Origin of the sequence: Janibacter melonis (genome assembly GCF_003721155.3) — a bacterium.
Lineage (GTDB): Bacteria > Actinomycetota > Actinomycetes > Actinomycetales > Dermatophilaceae > Marihabitans > Marihabitans melonis.
Genome location: NZ_CP044548.2, coordinates 1,078,937 through 1,104,918 on the forward strand (window position 1 = coordinate 1,078,937; position 25,982 = coordinate 1,104,918).

The window sequence follows — 25,982 nt, forward strand, 5'->3', positions numbered from 1 at the left end:
CGACTCGGGTCAGGGCTGGCGCAGGTCGACCACCCGCCATCGCCCGTCGCGGTAGGTCAGGTGCACGTCGGTGATGACGGCCGGCTGCGCCGGGCGTCGTCGCGCCGCCGGTCCGCTCACGGAGTACGCCGAGGTGGCGATGCTCGCGCGGAGCACGACGTCGGTGCTGCTCGAGCTGCGCACGAGCGACACGCCGCTCACGCGGTGGGCCAGCCGCGTGTAGCGGTGCCCGCCCTCGGCGAGCCGGCGCAGCACGACGCGGTCGGCCCGCTCGGCCGGCGACCCAGGCACGACGAGACGGGCGAGCAGGTCGGTGTCCTGCTCGGTGAGCACCCGGGCGCGCAGCCTCGCCAGCTCCGTCATGAGCTCGGCCGGTCGCTCCCGCGCAGCGCGGGGGTCGAGCGCGGCCTCGCCCTCGGCCGGCTCCCCCGCCGCGGCACCGCCTCCGGAGCCCGACGTGCTCGACGTCGACGCCCCCGGCGCCTGCTCGGCCTGGGCGAGCCGCTCCCAGGGCACGAGCACCGAGAGCACGACGGCGAGCGCGAGAGCTGCTCCGGGCAGCACCCACGAGCGCACGGTCGAGCGGTCCACGGCACCCGCGTGCGCACCACGGCTGCGCTCCCCCGCGGCGTGACGCCGACCGGCCGGAGCGGGCCGCCCACCCGTCCGTGACGTCGGCACCGGCTCGTCGCGGCGCAGGTCGATCTCGTCGTCGCGTCGCCAGGGCCGCCACCAGCGGCGCGGCTCCTCGAGGGTGAGGTCGCGCTCCCACACGGGCAGGTCGTCGGGGTGGGTGTCGGCCACCGCCGCCTCGCGGATGCGCCGGGTGAGCGAGCTGTCGACGTCGCAGGGCACGACGAGGACGAGCGGCTGCGCGTCCGCGGCGGCGAAGACCCTGGCGGCGACGTCGTCGACGTCGGGCCGGGCGGCGGGGTCGGGCTCGAGGCACTCCTCGACGACCGCCCGCAGCTCCGGCGGCGCCTGTGGCGCCACCTCGGCGAGGACCGGCCGGGTCGCCCGGTGGCCCGGAGCCGCGCCGGTCAGGCAGGCCCAGGCGATCGCGCCGAGCCCGAAGACGTCGCTCGCCTCCGAGGGCTGCCGGCCGAGGGCCACCTCGGGCGCGACGTACCCCTCGGTGCCCCACAGGTCGGCCTCACCGGGGTCGACCCCGACGAGCCGCGACCAGCCGAGGTCAGACCACACCGGGCGCCCGGTCGAGTCGAGCAGGACGTTGCCGGGGCTGACGTCGCCGTGCACGACGCCGAGCCGGTGCAGCTGCCCCAGCGCGGTGGCGAGCGGCACGAGCACGGTCACGCACTCCCCCGCGCTGAGGAAGCCGCGGGCGCCGACCACGTCTCGAAGGCTGCCGCCCGCCATCCAGTCGAGGACGAGGACGGGGCGGGGTCCCCCTTCGCCCTGCGTCGTCGCCCACCCGTGGACGCCGACGCAGTGCTCCAGGGCGCTCTGCGCGAGCAGCTCGTGCTCGCGCAGGGCGCGCTCGTCGGCATCCGCGTCGAGCACCTTGAGCGCGACGAGGGAGTCGTCGCTCTCGCGCCGGGCGCGGTAGACGGTCGAGGTGCCGCCCCGCGCCACCCGGCGGGTGACCCGGTAGCCGGGCACGTGCGGCAGGTCGGCGGTGGGGTCGAGCGTGCTCACGGGGTGCGGCGACTCGTCCATGCCTCCAGGCTGCCCGAGGGGGCCGACCTCGCCGCGGAGTCATCCACAGGCCTGCTAGGACAGGAGCATGACCGCTGCCGAGCCGACGATCCTCGCCACCTCCGGCGGCTACGCCCGTCCCGAGCGCGGTGACCTCGCCCTCGGCCCGCTCGTCCACCACGCCATCGGGCTCTCCCGCCCGCAGGGGCGCCCCCGGGTCGCGCACCTCGGCACGGCGAGCGGGGACCAGCGCTCCTTCAACGCCCAGCTCGGCGAGGCCGCCTCTCGCGCGGGTGTCGAGCTCACCCACGTCAACCTCTTCCCCATGCCGACGCTCGACGACGTCGAGGCCCACCTCCTCGCGCAGGACGTCGTGTGGGTCGGCGGCGGGTCGGTCGCCAACCTCCTCGCGGTGTGGCGGGTCCACGGGCTCGAGCAGACCTTCCGCCGGGTGTGGGAGGCGGGCGTCGTCCTCGCCGGGGTGAGCGCGGGCTCGATCTGCTGGTTCCGCGGCGGGACGACCGACTCCTTCGGCCCCGAGCTGCGGGCCGTGCGCGACGGTCTCGGGCTGCTCCCCTTCGACAACGGCGTGCACCACGACTCCGAGGCACGCCGGCGCCCCACGATCCACCGTCTCGTCGCCGACGGCACCTTCGGCGAGACGCACTGCACCGACGACGGCGCCGGCCTGCACTACGAGGGCACCGAGCTCGTCGGGTGCGTCACGGAGCGGCCCGGGGCGCGCTGCTACCGCGTGACGAAGGGGGACGACGGCGCGGCCGTCGAGGTCGCGCTGCCGACCGTCGAGCTTGCCCGGTAGACGGCGGCAGATGACCGCCCGGTAGCGGCGTAGGCTCCGAGACATGCGCTTCGAGCACCTCGGCTTCTCCCCTGATCTCGTCGACTACATGGACGCCTGGGAGCGTCAGAAGCAGGTGCACGCGCAGGTCGTCGCCGGCGAGCGCGAGGACACCGTGCTCCTGCTCGAGCACGCCGCGGTCTACACCGCCGGCAAGCGGACCGTCTCGCACGAGCGTCCCTTCGACGGGACCCCGGTCATCGACGTCGACCGCGGCGGCAAGATCACCTGGCACGGGCCGGGCCAGGTCGTCGGCTACCCGATCGTCCACCTGCCCGACCCCGTCGACGTCGTCGCCTACGTGCGCCGGCTCGAGGAGATGATGATCCGCGTCGCGCGTGACGTGGGCGTCGAGACGACCCGCGTCGAGGGTCGCTCGGGCATCTGGGTGCTCGCCGACGAGCGCGGCCGTGACCGCAAGGTCGGGCAGATCGGCATCCGCGTGAGCCGCGACGTCGCGATGCACGGCTTCGCGCTCAACTGCGACTGCGACCTGTCCTGGGCGCAGTCGATCGTGCCGTGCGGCATCCCCGATGCCGACGTCTCCACGCTCTCCCGCGAGGCCGGCCGCGAGATCACCGTCGCCGAGGTGCTGCCGCTCGTCGAGCGCCACCTCGCCGAGGTCCTCGACTGGTCGAGTCAGATCAGCACCGCGCCGGACGCCACCGCGTCGGCCCCCACCGCCACCGCCTCCGCGACGGGCGCCGCGTGAGCCGGCCCGTCACCGGCACCTACCGACTCCAGCTGCACGCGGGCTTCACCTTCGCCGACGCGGCGACCCAGGTGCCGATGCTCGCGACGCTCGGCGTCAGCCACCTCTACCTCTCGCCGATCCTCCAGGCCTCACCGGGCAGCGCCCACGGCTACGACGTCGTCGACCACACCCGGGTCAGCGCCGACCTCGGCGGCGTCGAGGGCTTCCGCGCTCTCGTCGCGACCGCCCACGAGCACGACCTCGGTGTCGTCGTCGACGTCGTCCCCAACCACATGGCGCTGCCCTCGCCGGAGCACCTCAACGCCCCGCTGTGGCAGGTCCTCACCGAGGGGCGCGACGCCCCGACCGCGCACTGGTTCGACATCGACTGGAAGGCCGGCGGCGGTCGTCTCGGCCTGCCCGTCCTCGGCGCCCCGCTCGAGGAGCTCGTCGCCGACGGCCAGATCACCCGCGACGTCCACGAGGGTCGCCCCGTCATCCGCTACGGCGACCACGTCCTGCCCCTCGTGCTCGGCAGCGAGGACACCGAGGACCTGCCCGAGCTGCTCTCGCGCCAGCACTACCGGCTCGAGCACTGGCGGCACAAGGACGAGTGGCTCAACTACCGCCGCTTCTTCGAGGTCGACCAGCTCATCGCCGTGCGCGTCGAGCTCGACGACGTCTTCGACGCGACGCACGCGCTGCTCCTCGAGCTCCACCACGAAGGGGCGATCGACGGCTTCCGCGTCGACCACCCGGACGGTCTGGCCGACCCGACGGGGTACCTCGACCAGCTGACCGCCGCGTGCCGCCCCGGCACCCCCATCTGGGTCGAGAAGATCCTCGAGGGCACCGAGCGCCTGCCCGACGACTGGCGCTGCGCCGGCACGACCGGCTACGACGCGCTGCGCGTCGTGCAGGCCGCGCTCACCGACCCCGCCTCGGCGCCGACGCTCGACGAGACGTGGGCCGCGACCGGCGGCACCGCCTCGCTCGACGACGCCGTCGAGACCGCGAAGCGGCACGTCGTCGACCGCTCGCTCGCCCCCGAGGTCGAGCGGCTCACCCGACGCGCCCGTGAGGCCCTGCCGGGTCTCGCGCCGGACCGGCTGCGCGCCGCCGTCGTCGAGATCCTCGTCGCCGGCGAGGTCTACCGCGCCTACGTTCGGCCCGACGAGCGCCCGGCGCCGAGCGACCAGGAGCGCATCGACGAGGCCTTCGAGCGGGCGCTCGCGGCCCGCCCCGACCTCGCGGCCGAGCTCGACTCCCTTCGCCCCCTCACCCTGCTCGCCGACGACGAGGCCGCGGCGACGGACTTCGGCGTGCGCCTGCAGCAGACGTGGGGCCCGGTGATGGCGAAGGGGATCGAGGACACGACCTTCTACCGCTGGCACCGTCTCGTCGCGCTCAACGAGGTGGGCAGCGACCCCGACGTCGTCGCGGACGCCTCTCCCGAGCTCATGCACGACTGGGCCCGGCACGCGCAGGCCCACTGGCCGCGCACGATGACGACGCTGTCGACCCACGACACGAAGCGCAGCGAGGACGTGCGAGCCCGCGTCCTCGCCGCTGCCGGGCGCCCGCAGCTGTGGCGCCAGCTCTCCGAGGTCGCGGCGAGCGCCGCCGACGAGGCCGGCGTCGACCGGCCCACCGCGCACCTCGTGTGGCAGACCCTCCTCGGCGCGCGCGGCCTCACCGACGAGCGCCTCGGCGAGTACCTCACGAAGGCGATGCGCGAGGGCAAGGAGCGCACCGCGTGGGTCGACGGCGACCCCGAGCACGAGGCGCGGGTCATCGACTTCGCGACCCGGGCCAACCGCGGCGGGCCGGTGCGCGAGGCGCTCGACGCGGCCGAGGAGCAGCTCGGCGACGACGTGCGCGCCTACGTGCTCGCGGCCAAGCTCCTCCAGCTCACCCTGCCGGGCATGCCCGACGTCTACCAGGGCTGCGCCGGTGTCGACCTCTCCCTCGTCGACCCCGACAACCGTCGCCCCGTCGACTTCGCCGGTCGCTTCGCCGACCTCGCGGACCTCGACGCCTCCGAGACCGACCCGCAGGCGAGCCTGCACCTCGAGAAGCTGCACCTCACCGCGACCGCCCTGCGGCTGCGGCACGACCACCCCGAGCTCTTCGGCGGCGAGGCGACGTACGAGCCGGTCACGACGGGCTCCGAGCACGTCACCGGCTTCGTGCGCTCGGGCCGCGTCGCGGTCCTCGTGACCCGGGCGCCCGGGCGGCTCCAGGACGCCGGCGGGTGGGGCGACGAAGGGGTCGACCTCTCCCCCGGTCGGTGGACCGACGTGCTGAGCGGTGCGGTGCACGACGGCGGTGCGCTGCGCTGCGCCGACGTCTTCGCGCAGGCCCCCGTCGCGCTGCTGGTGCTCGAGGAGCCCGACGCGGACGTCGCCACCATCGGCACCGCGGCCGCCGCCGCGCAGGAGCAGACCCCGGCTGACCTCGGCCCCCACCGCGTGTGGGCGCCGGACGCCGAGCAGGTCGAGCTCGTGCGGGCGGGCGACGGCGGTGAGACCCGCGAGCCGATGGCCCGCGAGGAGGGCGGCTGGTGGCGCAGCGGCGCCGACCGGGTCGACGGCGAGCGCTACGGCTTCTCGCTCGACGGCGGCGAGACCTCGCCCGACCCGCGCTCGCTCGCGCAGCCGGACGGGCCGATGGGTCTCTCCCAGGTCGTCGACACCTCCGCCTTCACGTGGACCGACGAGCACTGGCAGGGGGTCCCCCTTCGCGGTGCGGTGATCTACGAGCTGCACGTCGGCACCTTCACGCCCGAGGGCACGCTCGACTCCGCGGTCGAGCGACTCGACCACCTCGTCGACCTCGGAGTCACCGTCGTCGAGCTCATGCCGGTCGCGACCTACCCCGGCCACCACGGCTGGGGCTACGACGGCGTCGACATCTGGGCCGTGCACCCCGACCTCGGCGGTCCGCAGGCGCTGGCGCGCTTCGTCGACGCCGCGCACGCGCGCGGGCTCGCCGTCTGCCTCGACGTCGTGCACAACCACCTCGGGCCGAGCGGCAACACGCTCATCCGCTTCGGGCCGTACTTCACCGACACCCACATGACCCCGTGGGGCCCGGCGCTCAACCTCGACGGCCCCCGCGCCGACGAGGTCCGCCGCTACCTCGTCGACCACTCGCTCATGTGGCTGCGCGACTTCCACGTCGACGCGCTGCGGCTCGACGCCGTCCATGCGCTCGTCGACGAGAGCGCGGTGCACGTGCTCGAGCAGCTCGCCGAGGCCGTCGACGACCTCGCCGACAAGCTCGGCCGCGAGCTGCTGCTCGTCGCCGAGTCCGACCGCAACGACCCCGCGACGGTCGTGCCGCGGTCGGCCGGGGGCTTCGGCGGGCTCGGCCTGGCCGGGCAGTGGGCCGACGACGTGCACCACACCCTGCACGTCCTGCTCACCGGCGAGACCCAGGGCTACTACGAGGACTTCGCCGCGCCCGAGGCTCTCGACACCCTCGTCGCCACCCCCTTCTTCCATGCCGGGACCTACTCGAGCTTCCGCGGGCGGACGCACGGACGCCCGGTCGACCCCGAGCGGACGCCGGGCTGGCGCTTCGTCGCCTCGCTGCAGACCCACGACCAGGTCGGCAACCGCGCGAAGGGGGATCGCCTCACCCACCTCGTGAGCACCGGTCGCCTCGCGTGCGGGGCCGCGCTGCTGCTCACCGGGCCGTGGACGCCGATGCTCTTCATGGGTGAGGAGTGGGGCGCCTCGACCCCGTGGCAGTACTTCACCGATCACACCGAGCCCGAGCTCGCCGAGGCCGTGTCGCGCGGTCGGGCGACGGAGTTCTCCGCGCACGGCTGGGGTGGTGACGTGCCCGACCCGCAGTCGCCCCAGACCTACCGCGACTCGCAGCTGCGCTGGGAGGAGACGACGCAGGAGCCCCATGCCCGGGTGCTGGAGTGGTACCGCACCCTCGTCGGCCTGCGCCGCGGCGTGCCGGACCTCTCCGACGCCGACCTCACGAGCGGATCGGTCGAGCGCGACGGCGACGTCGTGACGATGCACCGCGGCGCGTGCGACGTCGTCGTCAACCTCGGCACCGAGGCAGTGCGCCTCGAGGTCGGCGACGTCGAGCTGCTCGCGGCGTGGGAGGCGAGCCTCGAGGGCTCGACCCTCGTCGTCCCCGCCGACGCCTGCGCGGTCCTCCGCCGGTCCTGAGCGGCCTGGCTGGTCGAGGTGCGAGGGCCGCCAGGCCTGAACCTCGAGACCACCCGCCCTCGCCGTGACGCGCTACCCCAGCGCCCGGACCGTCTCGATGGTGTCGGCCTGCTCGGCGGTCTTGTCCTCGCGGTAGCGCAGGACCCGCGCGAAGCGCAGCGCGACCCCGCCCGGGTAGCGCCGCGAGGTCTGCACCCCGTCGACGGCGATCTCGACGACCTGCACCGGGTCGACGTGCACGACGTGGCCCTCGCGCCCGGTCTCGAGCGCGAGGAAGCGCTCGGTCTGCCACGCGAGCGTCTCGTCGGTCATCCCCTTGAAGGTCTTGCCGACCATGACGAGCTCGCCGTCCTCCCCCTTCGCCCCGAGGTGGATGTTCGACAGCAGCCCACGACGACGGCCGCTGCCCCACTCGACCGCGAGGACGACGAGGTCGAGGGTGTGGCGGGGCTTGACCTTCGTCCACGCGCTGCCGCGCCGCCCGGCGGCGTACGGGGCGTCGAGGTCCTTGACGACGACGCCCTCGTGGCCGGACGCGACGGCCTCGTCGAAGAAGCGCCGCGCCTCGCCCTGGTCGGAGGTGAGCAGCCCCGGCACCCGTGACGACTCCGGCACGAGCTCGAGCAGCACCTCGCGCCGGGTCGCGTACGGCTCGTCGAGCAGGTCGCGGCCGTCGACGTGCAGGACGTCGAAGACGAAGGTCGTCAGCGGGGTCGCCTCGCGCAGCGCCTCTACGGAGCGGCTCGACGCGGTCCGCGCCCCGGTCTCCTGGAAGGGACGCGCCCGGCCGTCGGGGTGCAGCGCGATGGCCTCGCCGTCGAGGACAAGGGTGGTGGCGTCGAGCGCCTCGGCGACCTCGACGACCTCGGGGACGCGCTCGGTGATGTCGTCGAGGCTGCGCGTGTAGACCCGCACCCGGCCCGCGGGGTCCTTGTGCACCTGCACCCGGATGCCGTCGACCTTCGTGTCGAGCACGACGGGGGTGCCGGCGACGAGCTGGGGCACCTCCTCGATCTCCGCGGCCGACCCGGCGAGCATCGGCTGGATCGCCCGGCCGGGCTCGAGACGCACCTGCTCCAGCCCCTCCGCGCCGGTCGTCAGGGCGAGCTCGACGGCGTGCGGCAGGTCGCCCGCGAGCATGGCCGCGCGGCGCAGCGTCGGCTCGGGCACGTCGGCGGCGAGCGCACCCGCGGCGAGGAGCACCCCCTCGAGCGAGCCCTGCCGCACCTCGCCGAGGAGCAGTCGGCGCAGGTAGTCCTGCTCGTCCTCGCCCGCCCGGCCGAAGAGCTCGGCGAGGAGCTGGGTGCGCGTGGTGCGGCTCGTCGTGCCGGCGAGCGCGGAGAGCGTGTCGTCGACCTCCGCGACCGTGAGCGAGGGAGCGGCTGCGGGCACGGGGAGGTCGGCCAGGCTGCGCCAGCCGACGCCGACCCGTCCCTGCGGGAGGGCACCGGCGAGCCAGGAGGCGACGGTGCGCACCTGGGCGGGCGGCGTCTCGCGCAGCACCTGCGCGACGAGCTCGGTCTTGGCCGTGCGCGACCGGGTGGCCCCCACGGCGCGGGAGACCTCGACGACACGGCTCAGCGGGATCGGCTCGCTCACGCGGCCACGCTATGCCGCACCACCGTCAGCCGCGCCCGATGTGCTCCCACGGCTTGTCGAGCGCGAAGCGTCGTCCGGTGACCTCGTCGGCGGAGATCTCGACGACCGTGTGCTTGTCGCTGCCGACCCACGGGCGAAGGGGGATCGACTCGGCCCGGTAGCCCTCCTGGCCCTCGAGGACGCGGGCGGAGCCGCGCACGACGACCGACCAGGCCTCGTGCGCGCCGATCCCGTCGATCTCGAAGGCGACGTCGCTGTCCATGACGACACCGAGCAGCTTGTTGCCCTCGGCGGTGCGGAAGAGGATCGTCTCGCCGTCGACGGCGTAGTTCACAGGGGTGATGTGGACCTCGCCGGCGAGGTGGAAGGCGAGCCGGCCGAGCTCGTGACGGCGCAGCAGCCCCCAGCACTCCTGGCTGCTCAGCCTCGTGGTGACGTCGGTCATCTCAGGTGCCTCCTCGACTGGGTCCCTCCTAGTACTACGTACTGTAGTACTAGGAGGGAAGATCTGCGACCCCGTCGACGCTGTACCTGTCGGGCTGCTCCGCGACCGCGGGGCGAAGGGGCGTCCCCCACCGGGCGTACCCTGGTGACCTGGGCCACGAACCCCCTTCGCCGCCCACACCCGATCTACCCAGGAGGGTTTGCGTTGACCGTCGCACCCGAAGGCCGCCGCATGCTGCGCGTCGAGGCGCGCAACGCCGAGACGCCGATCGAGCGCAAGCCGAGCTGGATCCGCACGACGGCGAAGATGGGCCCCGAGTACACCGCGCTCAGCTCGATGGTGAAGTCCGAGGGCCTGCACACGGTCTGCCAGGAGGCGGGCTGCCCCAACATCTTCGAGTGCTGGGAGGACCGCGAGGCGACCTTCCTCATCGGCGGTGACGTGTGCACGCGACGATGCGACTTCTGCGACATCGCCACCGGTCGCCCGACGAGCCTCGACATGGACGAGCCGCGCCGCGTCGCCGAGTCCGTCCAGCAGATGGGTCTGCGCTACTCCACCGTCACCGGCGTCGCCCGCGACGACCAGCCCGACGGCGCCGCGCGCCTGTACGCCGAGACGATCCGCGCGATCAAGGCGCTCAACCCCGGCACCGGTGTCGAGATCCTCCCGCCCGACTTCGGCGCCAAGCCCGAGCTCGTGAGCCAGGTCTTCGACGCCCGGCCCGAGGTCTTCGCCCACAACCTCGAGACCGTGCCGCGCATCTTCAAGCGCATCCGCCCGGCCTTCACCTACGACAAGTCGCTCAAGGTGCTCTCCATGGCCCGCGAGGCCGAGCTCGTGACGAAGTCCAACCTCATCCTCGGGATGGGCGAGGAGGACCACGAGATCGAGCAGGCGATCCGCGACCTGCACGAGGCCGGCTGCGACATCCTCACGATCACCCAGTACCTGCGCCCCTCCCCGACCCACCACCCGATCGACCGGTGGGTCAAGCCCGAGGAGTTCGTCCACTGGAGCGAGCTCGCCGAGGAGATCGGCTTCAAGGGCGTCATGGCCGGGCCGCTCGTGCGCAGCAGCTACCGCGCCGGCCGTCTCTACGTCGGGGCCATGCGCCGCTGGGGTCGCGAGATCCCCGCCGAGCTCGCCCACCTCGCCGAGGACACCGGGTCCGCTCGCCAGGAGGCCTCGTCTCTCCTCGCGGCGGGCAAGACCGGCGCGGCCACCGCGTAGGATCGGGCGCACTATGGCACGACAGGACACCCCGGCAGCTCCGAGCGAGACCCGCAACCCCTTCAAGCGCATCGCGCAGGTGCACCGCACCGTGCGCACGATCGACCCGAAGATCACGCTGTGGATGCTCGGGGCCTTCGTCCTCGTCATCGCGGTCGGGCTGCTCATCGGCTTCGCCTTCGGTCACCCGTGGCTGACGATGATCGTCGCCGTGCCGGCAGCGATGCTCGCGGCGATGATCGTCCTCGCCCGTCGTGGTGAGCGTGCCGCCTTCCGCCAGATGGAGGGCCAGAAGGGTGCCGCGCTCGGTGGCCTGTCCGCGCTGCGTCGTGGCTGGTACTACGACCAGGAGCCGGTCGCGGCCGACGCGGCCCGCGCCCAGGAGCTCGACAACGCGGCCATCGTCTTCCGGGCGCTCGGTCGTCCCGGCGTCGTCCTGCTCGCCGAGGGCCCGAAGGGGCGCGCGGCCAAGCTGCTGGAGAAGGAGCGCAAGAAGGTCGTGCGCGTCGCCCCCGGCGTGCCCGTGTACACGTACCACGTGGGCACCGGCGAGGGCGAGCTCCCCGTGCAGAAGATGCGCTGGACCCTCACCCGCCTCAAGCCGGCGCTGTCCAAGCAGGAGCTCATCGTCGTCAACAAGCGCCTGAAGTCGCTGCCCGGCATCCGCCAGGGCATCCCCGCCGGCGTCGACCCCACCTCCGCCCGGATGAACCGCAAGGCCCTCCGCGGCCGCTGACCGTCACCGCACGTCGACGAAGCCCCGAGACCGTTGGTCTCGGGGCTTCGTCGTTCGTCGGTCGAGGTGCGACGCGCCCGCTAGGGCCAGAGCCTCGAGACCACGGGTCCGGATGGTTTCGAGGCTCGCTGGCGCTCGCACCTCAACCATCGAAGACTCAGACGCGGACGAGCCTCGTGCCGGCGGCGCGGTCGTGGAGGCCGACGTTGTCGCGGTCGGTGACGACGGCGGGGATGACGATGCACAGCAGCGCGGCGCGCACGACCCCCTGGACGACCGAGATCCGGGGGCGGGCGACCGGGACGACCTGCATGCCGAGCACCCGGTGCCCGAGGGACCCGCCGGCGAAGGTCACGAGCAGCACGTGCTCGACGAAGAGGACGAGCAGCGGGTAGAAGCTCTGCCCGGTCGGGGTGATCTCGACGACCTGCCCGATGAGCCCGAAGGTGATGGCCAGGCACGCGGCCCAGTCGATGACGATGCCGACGAGACGTCGTCCGAGGCCCGCAGGCCGGGGCGTGGAGGTCGAGGAGGTCACGGCTACGAAGGGTAGCCGTGCCGGATGACGGGACCGCTCCCCCTTCGCAGGCCCCTCCTCGGTACTGTGTGTCTCACGGATCGGGACCGCCGTCTCACGTAACACCTGTGAAACACACGAGTCATGGTCGGGTAACTGCCCCGACCTACGGTGGTCGCATCAACGCGAGGCTGGCCGACAGATCAGCCGACATCACCAGGAGGATGGATTGTTCAGCAACGCTGACGAGGTCCTGTCGTACATCAAGGACGAAGACATCAAGTTCGTCGACATCCGCTTCTGCGACCTGCCGGGCATCATGCAGCACTTCAACGTGCCGGCAGAGACTGTGGACGAGGACTTCTTCACCGAGGGGCAGATGTTCGACGGCAGCTCCATCCGGGGTTTCCAGGCGATCCACGAGTCCGACATGAAGCTCGTGCCCGACGTCAAGACCGCCTTCGTGGATCCCTTCCGCGAGGAGAAGACGCTGGTGATGAACTTCTCCATCGTCGACCCCTTCACCGGTGAGCCGTACTCGCGCGACCCGCGCAACATCGCCGCCAAGGCCGAGGCCTACCTGAAGTCGACCGGCATCGCCGACACCGCCTTCTTCGGCGCCGAGGCGGAGTTCTACGCCTTCGACGACGTGCGCTTCAAGACCGACGCGCAGAGCAGCTTCTACCACCTCGACTCGATCGAGGCCGCGTGGAACTCCGGTCGTGAGGAGGAGGGCGGCAACAAGGGCTACAAGACCCGCTTCAAGGGCGGTTACTTCCCCGTCCCGCCGGTCGACCACTTCGCCGACATCCGCGACAAGATGTGCGTCAACCTCGCCAAGGTCGGCATCGAGGTCGAGCGCAGCCACCACGAGGTCGGCACCGCGGGTCAGCAGGAGATCAACTACCGCTTCAACACGATGCTCCGTGCGGGCGACGACGTCATGAAGTTCAAGTACGTCATCAAGAACACCGCCTGGGATCTCGGCAAGACGGTGACCTTCATGCCGAAGCCGATCTTCGGCGACAACGGCTCGGGCATGCACACCCACCAGTCCCTGTGGAAGGACGGCGAGCCGCTCTTCTACGACGAGCAGGGCTACGGCGGCCTGTCCGACATCGCCCGCTGGTACATCGGCGGTCTGCTCAAGCACGCCCCGGCGCTGCTCGCCTTCACCAACCCGACGGCGAACTCCTACCACCGCCTCGTGCCCGGCTTCGAGGCCCCGGTCAACCTCGTGTACTCCGCGCGCAACCGCTCGGCCTGCATCCGCATCCCGATCACGGGCAGCAACCCCAAGGCCAAGCGCGTCGAGTTCCGCGTGCCGGACCCGTCGAGCAACCCCTACCTGTGCTTCGCCGCGCAGCTCATGGCCGGCCTCGACGGGATCCGCAACCGGATCGAGCCGCCGGACCCGATCGACAAGGACCTCTACGAGCTCCCCCCGGAGGAGCACGAGGCCATCGAGCAGGTCCCGACGACCCTCCCCGGCGTCCTCGCCGCGCTCGAGGCGGACCACGAGTTCCTGCTCGAGGGCGACGTCTTCACCCAGGACCTCATCGAGACGTGGATCACCTGGAAGAAGGAGAACGAGGTCGCTCCGCTCCAGCTGCGTCCCCACCCGCACGAGTTCGAGATGTACTTCGACATCTGAGTCGAGCATCTGAGCAGTGCTGACGAAGGCCCGGCCCCCGTTCAGGGGTGCCGGGCTTTCGTCGTGCTCCGGCGAGGGCGCGCCGGGCGCTTCCCCCTTCGCCGAGGTATGGCGATCGGTCGAGATCCAGACCATGTGACGACCGATCTCCATACCTCGCGAGAGGGGGTGGGGCCGGGGGGCTCGGGGCACACTGACACCCATGGCGCGCTGGGTGCTCCACGTCGACCTCGACCAGTTCATCGCGGCGGTCGAGGTGCTGAGGCGCCCGGAGCTCGCGGGGCTGCCCGTCGTCGTCGGCGGGCGAGGTGACCCGAGCGAGCGGGCCGTGGTCTCGACCGCGTCGTACGAGGCACGGGAGTTCGGCATCCGCTCGGGCATACCGCTGAAGATCGCCGTCCGCCGCTGCCCGCAGGCCGTCTTCCTCCCCGTCGACGCGCCCGCCTACGACGCCGCGTCTGCCGTCGTCATGGAGACCCTGCGCGACCAGCCGGGAGCGACGGTCCAGGTCCTCGGATGGGACGAGGCCTTCGTCGGGATCGAGACGAAGGGGGCGGACGTCGAGGAGGGCGAGGCAGAGGCGGTCGCCTATGCCCAGGCGATCCGCGCCGCCGTGCTCGAGGCCACTCAGCTGCACTGCTCGGTCGGCGTCGGCGACACGACGGTCCGCGCGAAGATCGCCACCGACCTCGGCAAGCCGCGCGGCGTCTTCCTCCTCACCCGCAGCAACTGGTCGCAGGTCATGGGGGCCCGCCCCACGACCGCCCTGTGGGGCGTCGGCAGCCGGATCGGCTCTCGCCTGGCGACCCACGGCTACGAGACCGTCGACCAGCTCGCCGCAGCCGACGACGCGGTGCTCGCCGGCGAGTTCGGACCCCGGATGGGCCCGCACTACGGGCGGCTCGGTCGCGGCGAAGGACCTGACGTCGTCGACGACACCCCGTGGGTCCCCCGCGCCCACGGGCGCGAGACGACCTACCAGCACGACCTCACCGACCCCGCCGAGGTCGAGGCCGCCCTGCACACCCTCGCCGAGCACGTCGTCGAGGACATCCGCGCCGAGGGTCGAGCGTGCCAGCGCGTGCATCTCAAGGTGCGCTTCGCCCCCTTCTTCACGACGACGCGCATCCGCACCCTGCCCGAGGCGACGGACGACCCCTTCGTCATCGCCCGGACAGCGACCGAGCTCCTCCGCGCGCTCGACGACGACCGCCCCATCCGGCTCCTCGGCGTGCGAGCCGAGATGGTGCCGCCCGAGGGCGGCTACGAGAGGCCGCGGACGACCGGCCGGGGTGGCCCCGCCGCAGCGGAGCCGTCTGCCGAGGAATGAGCGACGCCCCGCCGCCGTTCTGGCCGCCATGACTGAGACGAGCGAGACGGGGGCCGGGCTGCAGCTCGGCATCGACACCTTCGGTGACGTGACGCAGGACGCGCAGGGGCGCACCGAGACCTACCCGGACGTGATCCGGCACGTCGTCGAGCAGGGCGTCCTCGCCGACCGGGTGGGGCTGCACTTCTTCGGCGTCGGCGAGCACCACCGGCCCGACTACGCCATCTCCGCCCCTGACGTCGTGCTCGCCGGTCTGGCCACCGCCACGCAGCGCATCCGTCTCGGCACCGCCGTCACCGTGCTCAGCTCGGACGACCCGATCCGCGTCTTCCAGCGCTTCGCCACCCTCGACGCCATCTCGAGCGGGCGGGCCGAGGTGATCCTCGGGCGTGGCTCCTTCACCGAGTCCTTCCCCCTCTTCGGTCACGACCTGCGCCAGTACGACGAGCTCTTCAGCGACAAGCTCGACCTCTTCACCCGGCTGCTCGAGGAGACCCCGGTGACCTGGCAGGGCTCGACCCGACCGCCGCTCGTCGACCAGGAGGTCTTCCCCCGCACCGCCGCCGGGCTCACGGCGTGGATCGCCGTCGGCGGCTCGCCGGAGTCGGTCGTGCGGGCCGCGCGCTACCGCCTGCCCCTGATGCTCGCCGTCATCGGCGGCGACGCCGAGCGCTTCGCCCCCTTCGTCCAGCTCTACCACCAGGCCAACGCCCAGCTCGGCAACCCGGCGCTGCCCGTCGGTCTGCACTCCCCCGGCCACGTCGCCGACACCGACGAGCAGGCGCGCGACGAGCTGCGCGAGCACTGGACGAAGAACCGCGACACGATCGGCGCCGAGCGCGGGTGGCCGCCCGCCCAGCCGGGAGACTTCGAGCGCGAGGTCGAGCACGGCGCCCTCTACGTCGGCTCCCCCGAGACGGTGGCCCAGAAGATCGCCCGGACGGTGCGCCTGCTCGGCGTCCAGCGCTTCGACCTCAAGTACTCGCACGGCCGTCTGCCGCACGAGCACATGATGCGCTCGATCGAGCTCCTCGGCACGAGCGTCGCTCCCCGCGTCCGTGAGCTCCTCGCGCAGGAGGCCGGCGCCGGCGCCTGAGACGACCACCGCAGCGCGCCTGACGCCGCTGCGTAGACTCCGCCTCGTGCCGGCGGAAGGACGACGCAGACCATGAGCACCCTCCAGACGCTCGACCGCGGCCTCGAGGCGATCGACATCGTGTCGCGCCGGGCCGGGGGCGTCTCGCCCGCCGCCCTCGCGGACGCGCTCGGCGTCCATCGCGCCGGCGCCTACCGCATCCTCGCCACCCTCGAGCAGCGCCACCTCGTGACGAAGGGGGAGGACGGCCTCTACCGGCTGGGCAGCGGGGCACTCGTCGTCGCCGGGCGCTTCATGAGCCAGTACCGGTCTGCGGCGCAGCCGGTGGTCCAGGACCTCGCGGACCGCACAGGGCACACCGCCTTCGTCGCGATCGCCGACCGTGAGGAGTCGGTCGCGATCGCGGTCGCCGAGCCGGCCGCTCGTGGCTCGATCGGCATCAGCTACCAGGTCGGCGGACGCCACCCGCTGACCCAGGGCGCCGACGGCGTGGCCATCCTCGCCCAGCGTCCGGCCGGCCCGTCCGACGGTGTCGCGGTGCGCACGGCCCGCGAGCGCGGGTACGCGATCTCGCGGGGCGAGGTGCAGCCCGGCACCGCAGGCGTCGCGGTCGGTACCGGCGGCTCCTCGGTGACCGAGGTCGAGAGCTCGATCGGCGTCATCACCCTCGGCTCGCCCGACGACCTCCCGGTCGACGACCTGCTCCCGGTCCTGCGCGAGGCCAGCGCGCGCATCGCCCGGCTGTACTGAGGCCCCCGCCGCACGTCCCCACCCTTGACGGTGCACTCCCCGCGCACTACGTTGTGCGCTGAACGCACACAGAAGTGCAATATCCGCACAAGGAAGTGCCCGCATGACGAACTGCCCTGTCACGACGGAGGTCTCAGGCCGCGCCGCCGCCTTCGACCCCTTCGGCGACGGCTACCAGCAGGACCCGCCCGCCTATGTCGCGTGGTCGCGCGAGAGCGAGCCGGTCTTCTACAGCCCCGTGCTCGACTACTGGGTCGTCACGCGCTACGACGACATCAAGGCGATCTTCCGCGACAACATCACCTTCTCGCCGGCCGTGGCGCTGGAGAAGATCACGCCGACGAGCCGCGAGGCCGAGGACGTCCTGCGGTCCTACGACTACGGCATGGCCCGCACGCTGGTGAACGAGGACGAGCCGGCGCACATGGAGCGTCGCCGGGCGCTCATGGGCCCCTTCTCACCCGAGCACCTCGCCCACCACGAGCCGATGGTCCGTCGTCTCGTGCGCGAGCACGTCGACCGCTTCGTCGACGACGGCCGGGCCGAGCTCGTCAACCAGATGTTCTGGGAGATCCCGCTCACCGTGGCCCTGGAGTTCCTCGGCGTGCCCGACGACGACAAGCCGACGCTGCGGGAGTACTCGGTCGCGCACACCGTCAACACGTGGGGCCGCCCGCAGCCCGAGGAGCAGGTCGCGGTCGCCCACGCGGTCGGCAACTTCTGGCAGTACGCCGGCGAGGTGCTCGACCGTATGCGCGAGCGCCCGGACGACACGGGGTGGATGCAGTACGGCATCCGGACCCAGCGCGAGCTGCCCGAGGTCGTCACCGACTCCTACCTGCACTCGATGATGATGGCCGGCATCGTCGCGGCCCACGAGACGACGGCCAACGGCATCGCCAACGCCGTCAAGCTGCTGCTGGAGAACCGCGAGGTCTGGGACCAGATCTGCGCCGACCCGAGCCTCATCCCGAACGCGGTCGAGGAGTGCCTGCGCCACAACGGGTCGCAGGCGGCGTGGCGGCGCATCACCACCCGGCCCACCGAGGTCGGCGGCGTGGCTCTGCCCGAGGGGGCGCGCATCCTCATGGTGTCTGCGTCGGGCAACCACGACCCGCGCCGCTTCGAGGACCCGGAGCTCGTCGACGTGCGCCGTGACGACGCCGCCGACCACCTCACCTTCGGGTACGGCGCCCACCAGTGCCTCGGCAAGAACCTCGCCCGCATGGAGATGCAGATCTTCCTCGAGGAGCTCACCGGTCGGCTGCCGCACATGAGGCTGGCAGAGCAGGACTTCACCTACGTGCCGAACACCAGCTTCCGCGGGCCGGAGCACCTCTGGGTCGAGTGGGACCCGACGGCCAACCCCGAACGCCGTGACCCGACGGTGCTGCAGCCGCGGGTCGAGGTCAACATCGGCGAGCCGACGTCCGCGCACCACAGCCGTCCGATGCGGGTCGTGCGCGTCGCGGACGTCGCGAAGGGCGTCCGCCACCTCGTCCTCGAGAGCGCGGACGGCACCCCCCTGCCCGCCTTCACCCCCGGCTCCCACGTCGACGTCGAGTGCGGCGACACCGGGGTCGTGCGGCAGTACTCCCTGTGCGGGACGCCCCCGTCGCCCGTCCAGCCGCCCGGGTGCCCGCTGCCTCACGTGCCCCGCCCCGACCGCTACGAGATCGCCGTCGCACGCGAGGACGAGTCGCGCGGCGGCTCGGCGTGGGTGCACGACGAGGTGGCCGAAGGGGATGTGCTCACGGTCCGCGGACCGCGCAACCACTTCCGACTGCCCTCGGCTGCCCGTCGGTACGTCTTCGTCGCCGGCGGCATCGGCATCACACCGATCCGGTCGATGGCCGGCCAGGCGCGTCGCGACGGTGTGCCGTACGAGATCCACTACCTCGGCCGTGACCGCAGCGCCATGGCCTTCCTCGACGAGCTCCTCCTCGAGCACGGCGACCGCCTGCACGTGCACTGCTCCTCAGAGGGCACACGCGCTGACCTGCGGGCCCTCATGTCCGATCTCGACGACGACGCCCGCGACGGTGCCGTGCACGTCTACGCGTGCGGTCCGCAGCGCATGATCGACGTGCTCACGACAAGCACCGAGACCTGGCCCGAGGACGCTCTCGTCGTCGAGCACTTCGCGTCTGCTCTCGGCGAGCTCGACCCCGAGCACGAGCACGAGTTCGCCGTGCACCTCGAGGACTCGGACGTCGACCTCGTCGTGCCCCGCGACCGCACGCTGCTGCAGACGCTGCGCGACGCCGGCGTGCAGATCCCCTCGAACTGCCAGGAGGGGCTGTGCGGCACCTGCGAGGTGCCCGTCCTGCGGGGCGACGTCGACCACCGCGACGTCGTCCTCACCGCCGCCGAGCGACGGGAGTGCAGCCGGATGATGGCCTGCTGCTCTCGCGCCGCGGGCGACCGCCTCGTGCTCGGCCTCTGACCCGACTCCCCCTCTCCCCCCTTCGACCAAAGGCAACCGATGACGCTTGCACTCCTGGGCATCTTGCTGTCCCTGGCCCTCCTCATCACCCTGGCCTACCGCGGCCACTCCGTCATCGCGGTGGCTCCGCTGGCCGCCACCGTCGCGGTGATCATGTCGGGGGCCCCGCTCCTGGCGAGCTACACGCAGATCTTCATGCCCGCGCTCGGCGGCTTCATGGCCGCCTTCTTCCCGCTCTTCCTCGTCGGTGCGATCTTCGGACGGCTCATGACCGTCAGCGGGTACGCCCAGGACCTCGCGGGGTGGATCTCCGGGCTTCTCGGTCCGCGTTTCGCGATCCTCGTGACCGTGCTCGCGACGGCGCTGCTCACCTACGGCGGGGTGAGCGCCTGGGTCGTCGTCTTCACGATCTTCCCCATCGCCACCGCCCTCTTCGCCGAGGCCGACATCCCGCGTCGCCTCATGCCGGCGGCCATCGCGCTCGGCATCTTCACCTTCGCCACGGCCGCGCTGCCCGGGTCGCCGCAGATCCACAACACGATCCCGACGAAGTTCTTCGGCACCAACACCTTCGCCGCGCCGGGACTGGGCGTGCTCGGCGCGGTCCTCGTCTTCGGGCTGGGCATGCTGTGGCTGGACCGTCGTCAGAAGCAGCTCGCCGCCGCCGGCGAGTCCTTCTCGGACCCCACCCTCGCCGAGCTCGAGGAGGACGCAGCGCGCCGTGGCGGCGGCACCACGCCTGCTCCTGCGACCCAGGTCGACCCTGACGAGCCCGCCTCCGACGGCGCGGCGCGGACCCCTGCGGCCACGCTGACGGCCGTGCGGTCGACCTCGACCACGCCGGCGCAGCCCGCCCCCGGCGCGGCCGCCGGGCTCCTCGGGCTCAGCCCGGTCCTCGCGATCGTCCTCGTCAACGCGCTCTGCACCTACGTGGTCCTCCCCGCCCTCGAATTCGGCTACCTCGCGGACGAGAAGTTCGGCGGCACGACCGTCGAGGCCCTCACGGGCGTCTGGTCGGTGACCGTGGCCATGCTCGCCGGCATCGCGCTCGTCTTCGTCCTGCGCGTCGCCGCATGGAAGACCTACGTCAAGGCGATCACAGAGGGCGCGCGCAACGCGGTGCTCCCGGTCTTCAACACCGCGAGCGAGGTCGGCTACGGGGCGGTCATCGCCTCGCTTGCCGTCTTCGCCGTGGTCCGCGACGGGATGTTCGGCATCAGCGACAACCCGGTGGTCGTGTCGGCCGTGTCAACCTCGGGCATCTCGGGCCTCACCGGCTCGGCCTCGGGCGGCCTCACCATCACGCTGCAGACCTTCGGCGAGCAGCTGGCGCAGATGGCCACCGACCAGGGCATCCCCATGGAGCTCATGCACCGCGTCACCGCGATGGCGTCGACCGGCTTCGACTCGCTGCCCCACAACGGCGCGATCATCACGCTGCTGCTCGTCTGCGGGCTGTCGCACCGCGAGGCGTACAAGGACATCTTCGTCGTGACGGTCGTCGTGCCGGTGGTCGGCCTCCTCGCCGTCATGGGCCTCGGTCTCGCCGTCGGCACCTTCTGACAGACCCGGCTCTCCTCACCGCACTGGTCTCAGCCGGCCCGGCCGATGACGAAGGCGGTGAGGAAGCCGAGCGTCGCGATGAGCCCCGCATACATGTGCGTGCGCTCGAAGGCCTCGGGGATCATCGTGTCGGCGACCATCGTGAGGATGGCGCCGGCGGCGAGCGCGGTGATCGCGGCGACGACCTCGGGCGAGGCACCCTGGAGCAGCAGGCACCCGAGCAGCCCGGCGAGGCCGCTCGCGACGGCCACCCCGCCCCACACCCCGAAGACGTAGCGCGCCGAGCGCCCGCTGCGCTTCATGCCCGCCGCGCTCGACAGGCCCTCGGGCAGGTTGGAGATGAAGATCGCGGCGAGCACCGGCACCCCGACGCCTCCCCCGCCGAGCAGCGACAGGCCGAGGACGACCGACTCGGGGATGCCGTCGAGGAGCGCGCCGACGGCGATCGCCGACCCGCTGCCCTCCTGCTCGTCCTCGCCGGGCTGCTCGTCGCCCGCGCGCTTGCGGTGCCGCGCACCGCGCCGGGCGAGCGCGATGTTGGCCAGGAGGTAGAGGACGGCGCCGACGAGGAAGCCGATGACGGTGGGCACGAGGCCCCCGGTCGTCTCCGCCTCGTCGACGAGGTCGAAGGACAGCGCCGAGATGAGCACCCCGGCACCGAAGGCCATGACCGAGGCGACGACCCGACGGGGGACGTCGACGAACCACGCGACGAGCGCACCGACGACGAGCGCACCCCCCGCGACGAGACCCCACAGCCCGGCCTGCGCCCAGATCGGCATCACAGCACCGCGATGACGGCCCCGGCGGCGACGCCCGAGACGACGGTGAGCCCGGCCACCGCGGCGGTCACCCGCCAGGTGAGCGCGCGACCGACCATGGCGAGCGAGGGCAGGCTGACGGCGGGCAGGAGCAGGAGCGCGAGCCCGAGGACCCACGGGCTGGCGCCGGCGGCGGCCAGGGCGAGGAGCACGGGGATCTCGCCGGCTGTCGGGATGACGACGAGCAGCGCGACGACGGCGAGCGCGACGAGCGCGGGCGGACCGGCGCCGAGGTCGAGATCGGCCGGGGCGAGGTGGGCGCCCGCGCCGACGAGGGCCACGAGCAGCAGGTACTCGGGCACGAGCGTGATCGACAGCCGCCCGAGGCTGCGCGCGAAGCGGGTGACCGGACCACCGGGGCGGTCGTCCTCCCCCTTCGCCTCCTCGACGAGACCCGAAGGGGGCATGACCCGCCCGGGCAGCAGGCGGCCGGCGAGGACCGCCGCGCCGACGACGAGGCCCAGCCCGACGAGCAGCCGGGCGGCGACCCACTGCCACGGGCCGACGAGCGCGAGGAAGACGAGGACGGCCGGGTTGAGCACGGGGTTGCCGAGCCAGTAGGCGACGACGGAGGGGGCGGGCACCCCGCTGCGGCGCAGGGAGACCGCGACCGGCGCGGCGCAGCAGGTGCACATCATGCTCGGCAGGGACAGCGCGCCGGCGAGCAGGCCGCTCGACGTCGTCGAGCGACGGGTGAGCAGACGCTGCACCCAGCGCCGCGGCACGAGCGCGTCGATGCCGGCAGCGAGGACGAGACCGACGAGCAGCGCCTTCCACACCGCCTGGGTGTAGGCGACGGTGAAGTCCCACGCGCCCGTCCACACCGACGGCGCGTCACGTGCGACGTCGAGCGGGCTGCTGCCCTCCCACGCACCGGTGCCGACGAGACCGTCGATCTTGTGCGCGTAGGGCCACCACTTCGCCCAGCTGAGGCCGATGGCGACGACGACGAGGACGACCGCGGTCGAGACGACCGTACGTCGTGAGGGTCGCAGACCGCCGGGGCCACCCAGGTCGAGATCGGCGGGACCGGTGCTCATGCGCGTGCCTCTTCAGACGGTGGTGGGGGCCTGATCCAGCGTAGGCGTCGGTCGTGCAGCCACTGCACGCACGGGGTCCCCCACCCGCACCTCGCCCGTCCCGAGCGGCACGAGACGCACCCCGAACCACAGCGCTCCGTCCCACCGTCGACGGGCGGCGAGGGTGCGCAGCGGCTCCGCTCCGGTGCGCAGGGTGACCGGGTCAACGCCCGTGACGACGCACCGGTCGCACAGCGCGCTCACCCGGTGGTCCACGTCGCCGATGCGTACCCGCGACCAGCCGTCCTCGGCGAAGGGGGCGTCGCCGTCGACGACGACGTTGGGCCGGAAGCGCTCCATGACGAGGCGCTCGGCGCGCCGCTCGCCCCGCTCGTCGGCGGTCTCGTCGACCCACTCCTGCAGCCGCTCGAGCGAGCGCTGGGTCGTGAGCACGAGCGGGGAGGACCAGGCCAGACTCAGCGAGTCCGGCGGCTGCCCGCCGCGCTCGGCGGGGATGCCCCGGGCGGCCGGGTCGGGCTGCCACACGAGGCGAAGGGGGCGCCCCACCCGTCGGGTGAGCCAGGCGTCGACCTCCGGGTCGGCCGGGACGGCGTGCGCACCGACCGCGCCGCCGATCGGCCGGGCGGTGACGCCGCGGGGTGGGTGGACCCGGCGGCTCTGCTCGGCGTGGCGCACGAGCACGCCGCCGCCGGCGAGGGGCTCGGAGCTGAGCGCGAGGAGGCGGGGGTCCATGAGCGCTGTGACCTTGTGGCCGCTCTCGTCGACCAGCCCCCACCGTCGGTCCCCCGCCAGCCCCCACGGCTCGACGGCGGCCGAGGTCACGGCCTGCCCGGCGAGGGACTTCACCGGGTAGAGACGGATGTCAGTCACGCGCATGGGGTCATCATCGCCTGGGCCCGGGTCGGTGGTCTCGAGGCTCGGGCCCGGGGGCCCTCGCACCTCGACCAGCTAGCGCCCGTGAGGTGCGAGGAGCGGCGGGTCACCAGCGGCCGACGCGACCGCCTCCGCCGGCGGCCCAGCAGGTGCCGCGCTCGCAGTCGAGGGTGTGCCAGGCGGTGGGGTCGACGAGACGCCAGGTGCGGCCGCCGTCGTCGCTGGCGCTGGTGCCCCCGATGCCGCCGCCCTCGCCGACGACGAGGAGGCGGTGGCGCGAGAGCCACTCGACGTCCTCGCCGAGGTGAGGCAGGTCGCCCGCCGTGCGCCACGTGCGCCCGTCGCGCGTCACCGAGCTCGCCCGCGAGCCGTCCGCCGGGTCGGAGAAGTCGCCGCCGACGGCGACGCCCTGCCGCGGGGTGCGCAGCGCGAGGGCGAAGACCCCCGCGGCCTCGCTGGCGGGGATGCCGGAGCTGCTCGCCCGCCACGTCGTGCCGAGGTCGTCGGAGCGGAAGACCCGCGATCGCTCTCCCCCCGACCCGAAGACGGCGGTGCGGCCCGACATCGTCAGGCAGTCGCCGCTGGCCGCGAAGTTGGCCTCACCGGTCGAGTCCGGCATCCCGCGTGACGGCAGCACCCGCCAGCTCGCCCCGCCGTCCGTCGTGCGGATGATCCGGAAGCGCCCGTCGACCGGGTCGCTCACCCCGAGCCCGACCCGCCCGCCCGGCGCGAAGGCGATGCAGTTGTAGAAGGCGGCCTCCTCGCGGTTGCGGAAGGTCTCGCGCCAGGTCTGCCCGCCGTCGGTCGTGCGGTAGATGCGCGACGCCTCGCCGGGGCCGATGGCGAGCACCGACGCGGTCCGCGCGTCACGCGCCTCGACGTCGCGGAAGGCCAGCCCCTGCGACCCCGGAGGGCGCACGTCCTGCCACGTCCGGCCGGCATCGGTGGTCCGGTAGACCGAGCCGGCTCCCCCGTCGCTGACGCTCCCGCCGGTGACCCACGCGGTCCGCCCGTCGACCGCGTCCAGCCCGCGGAAGCTCTGGTCGGTGTCGACGACCTGGGTCTGCCACCCCTTCGCGCCCGGCGGTGAAGGGGGACTGCCCGGCGACGCGGTCGCCGCGGTCGTGACCCCGAGGGCCAGGGCGAGGGCGGACGCGGCGGCGGCGAGGTGGCGCATGCGCCGACCTTCCTCCTGCGGGGCAGACCTGTCCACCGGAGCGTGGCGGTGCCCGCCGGCGACGGGTCAGGCCACGTCGTGCGGCAGCAGCTCGGCGCCCGGCTCGTCGCTCTCGGCAATCGGCTCCTGCCCGTCTCGCCGGAGCACGTGCGCGCCGATGAGCGAGATGCCGACGCCGTCCGGGTCGTCCCGCCGGGCGAGGTGGAGGTTCGCGCAGTAGCCGTGGCGCACGACGAGCTTCGTCGCCGTCACCCAGCCGACCCCTTCGCGGATGATGAGCACGTGACGTCCGGCAGGGATGTCGTACGTCACCGAGCTCTCGCCGTCGAAGCGGCCGAGCTCGACGTCGCCGAGCATGATCTGCGCCCCGCGCAGGTGCTCCGGGTCGATGTCACCGGTCGAGATCCGGATGGCTGCGTCGCTCACCTGCATCACCACACCTTTCGTCGTGTCCCTCGATCATCCTCCGCCGGTGTCAGCAGCGGTAGTGGACGCGCCCGACCTCAGAAGTCGAAGCCACCGCCGAAGTCCCCTCCACCGAAGTCGCCACCGCCGAGGTCGCCGCCCCCACCGCTGGCGTCGTACCCGGCGTCCGCGAAGCCTGCATCGCCACCGGCATCACCGCCGGCGTCCCCACCTGCGTCACCGGACCCGCCGTCGTCGGGCAGGGCGCCCTCGCCGCCGCCCTCGGACCCCAGGCCCTCGCCGCTGTCGCCGGCCTCCTGCGCCTCGGGCGAGTCGCCGTAGCCGTCGAAGATCGCGCTGGCGATCATCGAGCCGACGACGACACCGGCCACGGTGCCGAGCATCGACCCCGCGAAGCCGCCGCCCATGACGCCCCCACGCCCGCCACGGCCCATGCCGCCGAGGCTCGACTGGAGGTAGCCGGGCTGGCGCATCTCGGCGCGCGTCGCGGCCCGCGCCATGTCACGCGGGTCGTCCGAGCGCGGTGCCTCGCCCTGCGGCAGGTCCTGCGAGAGCTGGGCGAGGACCTGCTGGCGCTGCTCCGGGGTGAGCTGCGCGAAGGCCTCGGCGTGCGTCTGCTCGATGGTCTCGGGCGGGGCCGTGCGCAGGAGGTAGCGGTAGCGGGCGAGCGCCTGCTCGTCGCTCACCTGCTGCTGCCCCTGGGCCGGCGGGCCGGGAGCGTACCCCGGAGCGGGCTGGCCGTACCCCTGCTGCCCGTACCCCTGCTGGCCGTAGCCTCCCGACGCCTGCTGGTGCTGCTGCGTCTGGTCGGACCGTCCGAAGAGCTTGTCGAGGAAACCCATGGTGACTCCCGTCATCGCGTGGCGGTCGGACC

21 protein-coding genes are annotated in these 25,982 nt (G+C 73.0%); 11 read left to right on the forward strand and 10 right to left on the reverse strand.

Annotation, left to right across the window (positions count from 1 at the left end):
* Positions 1-9: 9 nt before the first annotated feature.
* Complete coding sequence (locus EEW87_RS05165) at positions 10-1,677, reverse strand: serine/threonine-protein kinase (protein ID WP_123093352.1); 1,668 nt, start codon at positions 1,675-1,677, stop codon at positions 10-12.
* A 67-nt stretch (positions 1,678-1,744) separates the two neighbouring features.
* Here EEW87_RS05165 and EEW87_RS05170 point away from each other — a divergent pair, with 67 nt between their 5' ends.
* The 3 genes from EEW87_RS05170 to treY are packed head-to-tail and all read left to right on the forward strand — an operon-like array spanning position 1,745 to position 7,402.
* The gene (locus EEW87_RS05170) at positions 1,745-2,476 is read left to right on the forward strand and encodes a Type 1 glutamine amidotransferase-like domain-containing protein (RefSeq protein ID WP_123093353.1); all 732 of its coding nucleotides are present in this window, start codon (positions 1,745-1,747) and stop codon (positions 2,474-2,476) included.
* A 43-nt stretch (positions 2,477-2,519) separates the two neighbouring features.
* The gene (gene lipB, locus EEW87_RS05175) at positions 2,520-3,227 is read left to right on the forward strand and encodes a lipoyl(octanoyl) transferase LipB (RefSeq protein WP_123093354.1); all 708 of its coding nucleotides are present in this window, start codon (positions 2,520-2,522) and stop codon (positions 3,225-3,227) included.
* Positions 3,224-7,402, forward strand: coding sequence for a malto-oligosyltrehalose synthase (gene treY / locus EEW87_RS17210; RefSeq protein ID WP_318825906.1), 4,179 nt, complete (start codon positions 3,224-3,226; stop codon positions 7,400-7,402). Before lipB ends, treY begins: the two co-directional genes overlap by 4 nt.
* Positions 7,403-7,474: 72 nt before the next feature.
* Here treY and EEW87_RS05190 read toward each other — a convergent pair whose 3' ends face one another.
* A complete protein-coding gene (locus EEW87_RS05190) occupies positions 7,475-9,001 on the reverse strand; it encodes an ATP-dependent DNA ligase (protein ID WP_240341655.1) in 1,527 nt (508 codons plus the stop codon).
* A 25-nt stretch (positions 9,002-9,026) separates the two neighbouring features.
* Positions 9,027-9,446 carry a pyridoxamine 5'-phosphate oxidase family protein gene (locus tag EEW87_RS05195; protein ID WP_123093355.1) on the reverse strand — a complete coding sequence of 140 codons (420 nt, stop codon included), beginning with the start codon at positions 9,444-9,446 and terminating at the stop codon, positions 9,027-9,029.
* Between the two features lie 204 nt (positions 9,447-9,650).
* Between EEW87_RS05195 and lipA the strand changes: the two genes are divergently transcribed.
* Both lipA and EEW87_RS05205 read left to right on the forward strand, forming a co-directional pair.
* Positions 9,651-10,679: a lipoyl synthase gene (gene lipA, locus EEW87_RS05200; protein WP_192826120.1), complete on the forward strand. Its 1,029-nt coding sequence runs from the start codon at positions 9,651-9,653 to the stop codon at positions 10,677-10,679.
* 13 nt (positions 10,680-10,692) lie between these two features.
* Positions 10,693-11,415 (forward strand): DUF4191 domain-containing protein, encoded by a 723-nt coding sequence (locus tag EEW87_RS05205; protein WP_068275170.1) that lies wholly within the window; start codon positions 10,693-10,695, stop codon positions 11,413-11,415.
* Positions 11,416-11,572: 157 nt separating this feature from the next.
* On the opposite strand, the gene EEW87_RS05210 is transcribed toward EEW87_RS05205, so the two are convergent.
* On the reverse strand, positions 11,573-11,953 hold the full coding sequence (locus tag EEW87_RS05210) for an RDD family protein (RefSeq protein WP_163562382.1): 381 nt from the start codon (positions 11,951-11,953) through the stop codon (positions 11,573-11,575).
* 208 nt (positions 11,954-12,161) lie between these two features.
* On the opposite strand from EEW87_RS05210, the gene glnA reads away from it, so the two are divergent.
* The 6 genes from glnA (at position 12,162) to EEW87_RS05240 (ending at position 20,771) form a co-directional block, all read left to right on the forward strand.
* Entirely contained in the window at positions 12,162-13,586 is a 1,425-nt protein-coding gene (gene glnA, locus EEW87_RS05215) for a type I glutamate--ammonia ligase (RefSeq protein WP_123093358.1), read from the forward strand.
* A 202-nt stretch (positions 13,587-13,788) separates the two neighbouring features.
* Positions 13,789-14,916 carry a DNA polymerase IV gene (locus EEW87_RS05220; protein WP_192826119.1) on the forward strand — a complete coding sequence of 376 codons (1,128 nt, stop codon included), beginning with the start codon at positions 13,789-13,791 and terminating at the stop codon, positions 14,914-14,916.
* Between the two features lie 28 nt (positions 14,917-14,944).
* A complete protein-coding gene (locus EEW87_RS05225) occupies positions 14,945-16,012 on the forward strand; it encodes an LLM class flavin-dependent oxidoreductase (protein ID WP_123093359.1) in 1,068 nt (355 codons plus the stop codon).
* A 72-nt stretch (positions 16,013-16,084) separates the two neighbouring features.
* Positions 16,085-16,762: an IclR family transcriptional regulator gene (locus EEW87_RS05230; protein ID WP_068275154.1), complete on the forward strand. Its 678-nt coding sequence runs from the start codon at positions 16,085-16,087 to the stop codon at positions 16,760-16,762.
* Between the two features lie 103 nt (positions 16,763-16,865).
* Positions 16,866-19,208 carry a cytochrome P450/oxidoreductase gene (locus EEW87_RS05235; RefSeq protein ID WP_123093360.1) on the forward strand — a complete coding sequence of 781 codons (2,343 nt, stop codon included), beginning with the start codon at positions 16,866-16,868 and terminating at the stop codon, positions 19,206-19,208.
* 39 nt (positions 19,209-19,247) lie between these two features.
* On the forward strand, positions 19,248-20,771 hold the full coding sequence (locus tag EEW87_RS05240; protein WP_123093361.1) for a GntP family permease: 1,524 nt from the start codon (positions 19,248-19,250) through the stop codon (positions 20,769-20,771).
* Positions 20,772-20,800: 29 nt separating this feature from the next.
* Here EEW87_RS05240 and EEW87_RS05245 read toward each other — a convergent pair whose 3' ends face one another.
* The 6 genes from EEW87_RS05245 to EEW87_RS05270 all read right to left on the reverse strand — a co-directional run bounded on the left by EEW87_RS05245 (position 20,801) and on the right by EEW87_RS05270 (position 25,950).
* Entirely contained in the window at positions 20,801-21,553 is a 753-nt protein-coding gene (locus tag EEW87_RS05245; protein ID WP_123093362.1) for a ZIP family metal transporter, read from the reverse strand.
* Entirely contained in the window at positions 21,553-22,632 is a 1,080-nt protein-coding gene (locus EEW87_RS05250) for a permease (protein WP_123093363.1), read from the reverse strand. Before EEW87_RS05250 ends, EEW87_RS05245 begins: the two co-directional genes overlap by 1 nt.
* 12 nt (positions 22,633-22,644) lie before the next feature.
* Positions 22,645-23,508 (reverse strand): MOSC domain-containing protein, encoded by an 864-nt coding sequence (locus tag EEW87_RS05255; RefSeq protein WP_123093364.1) that lies wholly within the window; start codon positions 23,506-23,508, stop codon positions 22,645-22,647.
* Positions 23,509-23,611: 103 nt separating this feature from the next.
* Positions 23,612-24,682, reverse strand: coding sequence for a WD40/YVTN/BNR-like repeat-containing protein (locus EEW87_RS05260; RefSeq protein WP_123093365.1), 1,071 nt, complete (start codon positions 24,680-24,682; stop codon positions 23,612-23,614).
* Between the two features lie 66 nt (positions 24,683-24,748).
* The gene (locus EEW87_RS05265) at positions 24,749-25,108 is read right to left on the reverse strand and encodes a hypothetical protein (protein ID WP_148041620.1); all 360 of its coding nucleotides are present in this window, start codon (positions 25,106-25,108) and stop codon (positions 24,749-24,751) included.
* Between the two features lie 77 nt (positions 25,109-25,185).
* A complete protein-coding gene (locus tag EEW87_RS05270) occupies positions 25,186-25,950 on the reverse strand; it encodes a hypothetical protein (RefSeq protein ID WP_163562383.1) in 765 nt (254 codons plus the stop codon).
* Between the last annotated feature and the right edge of the window lie 32 nt (positions 25,951-25,982).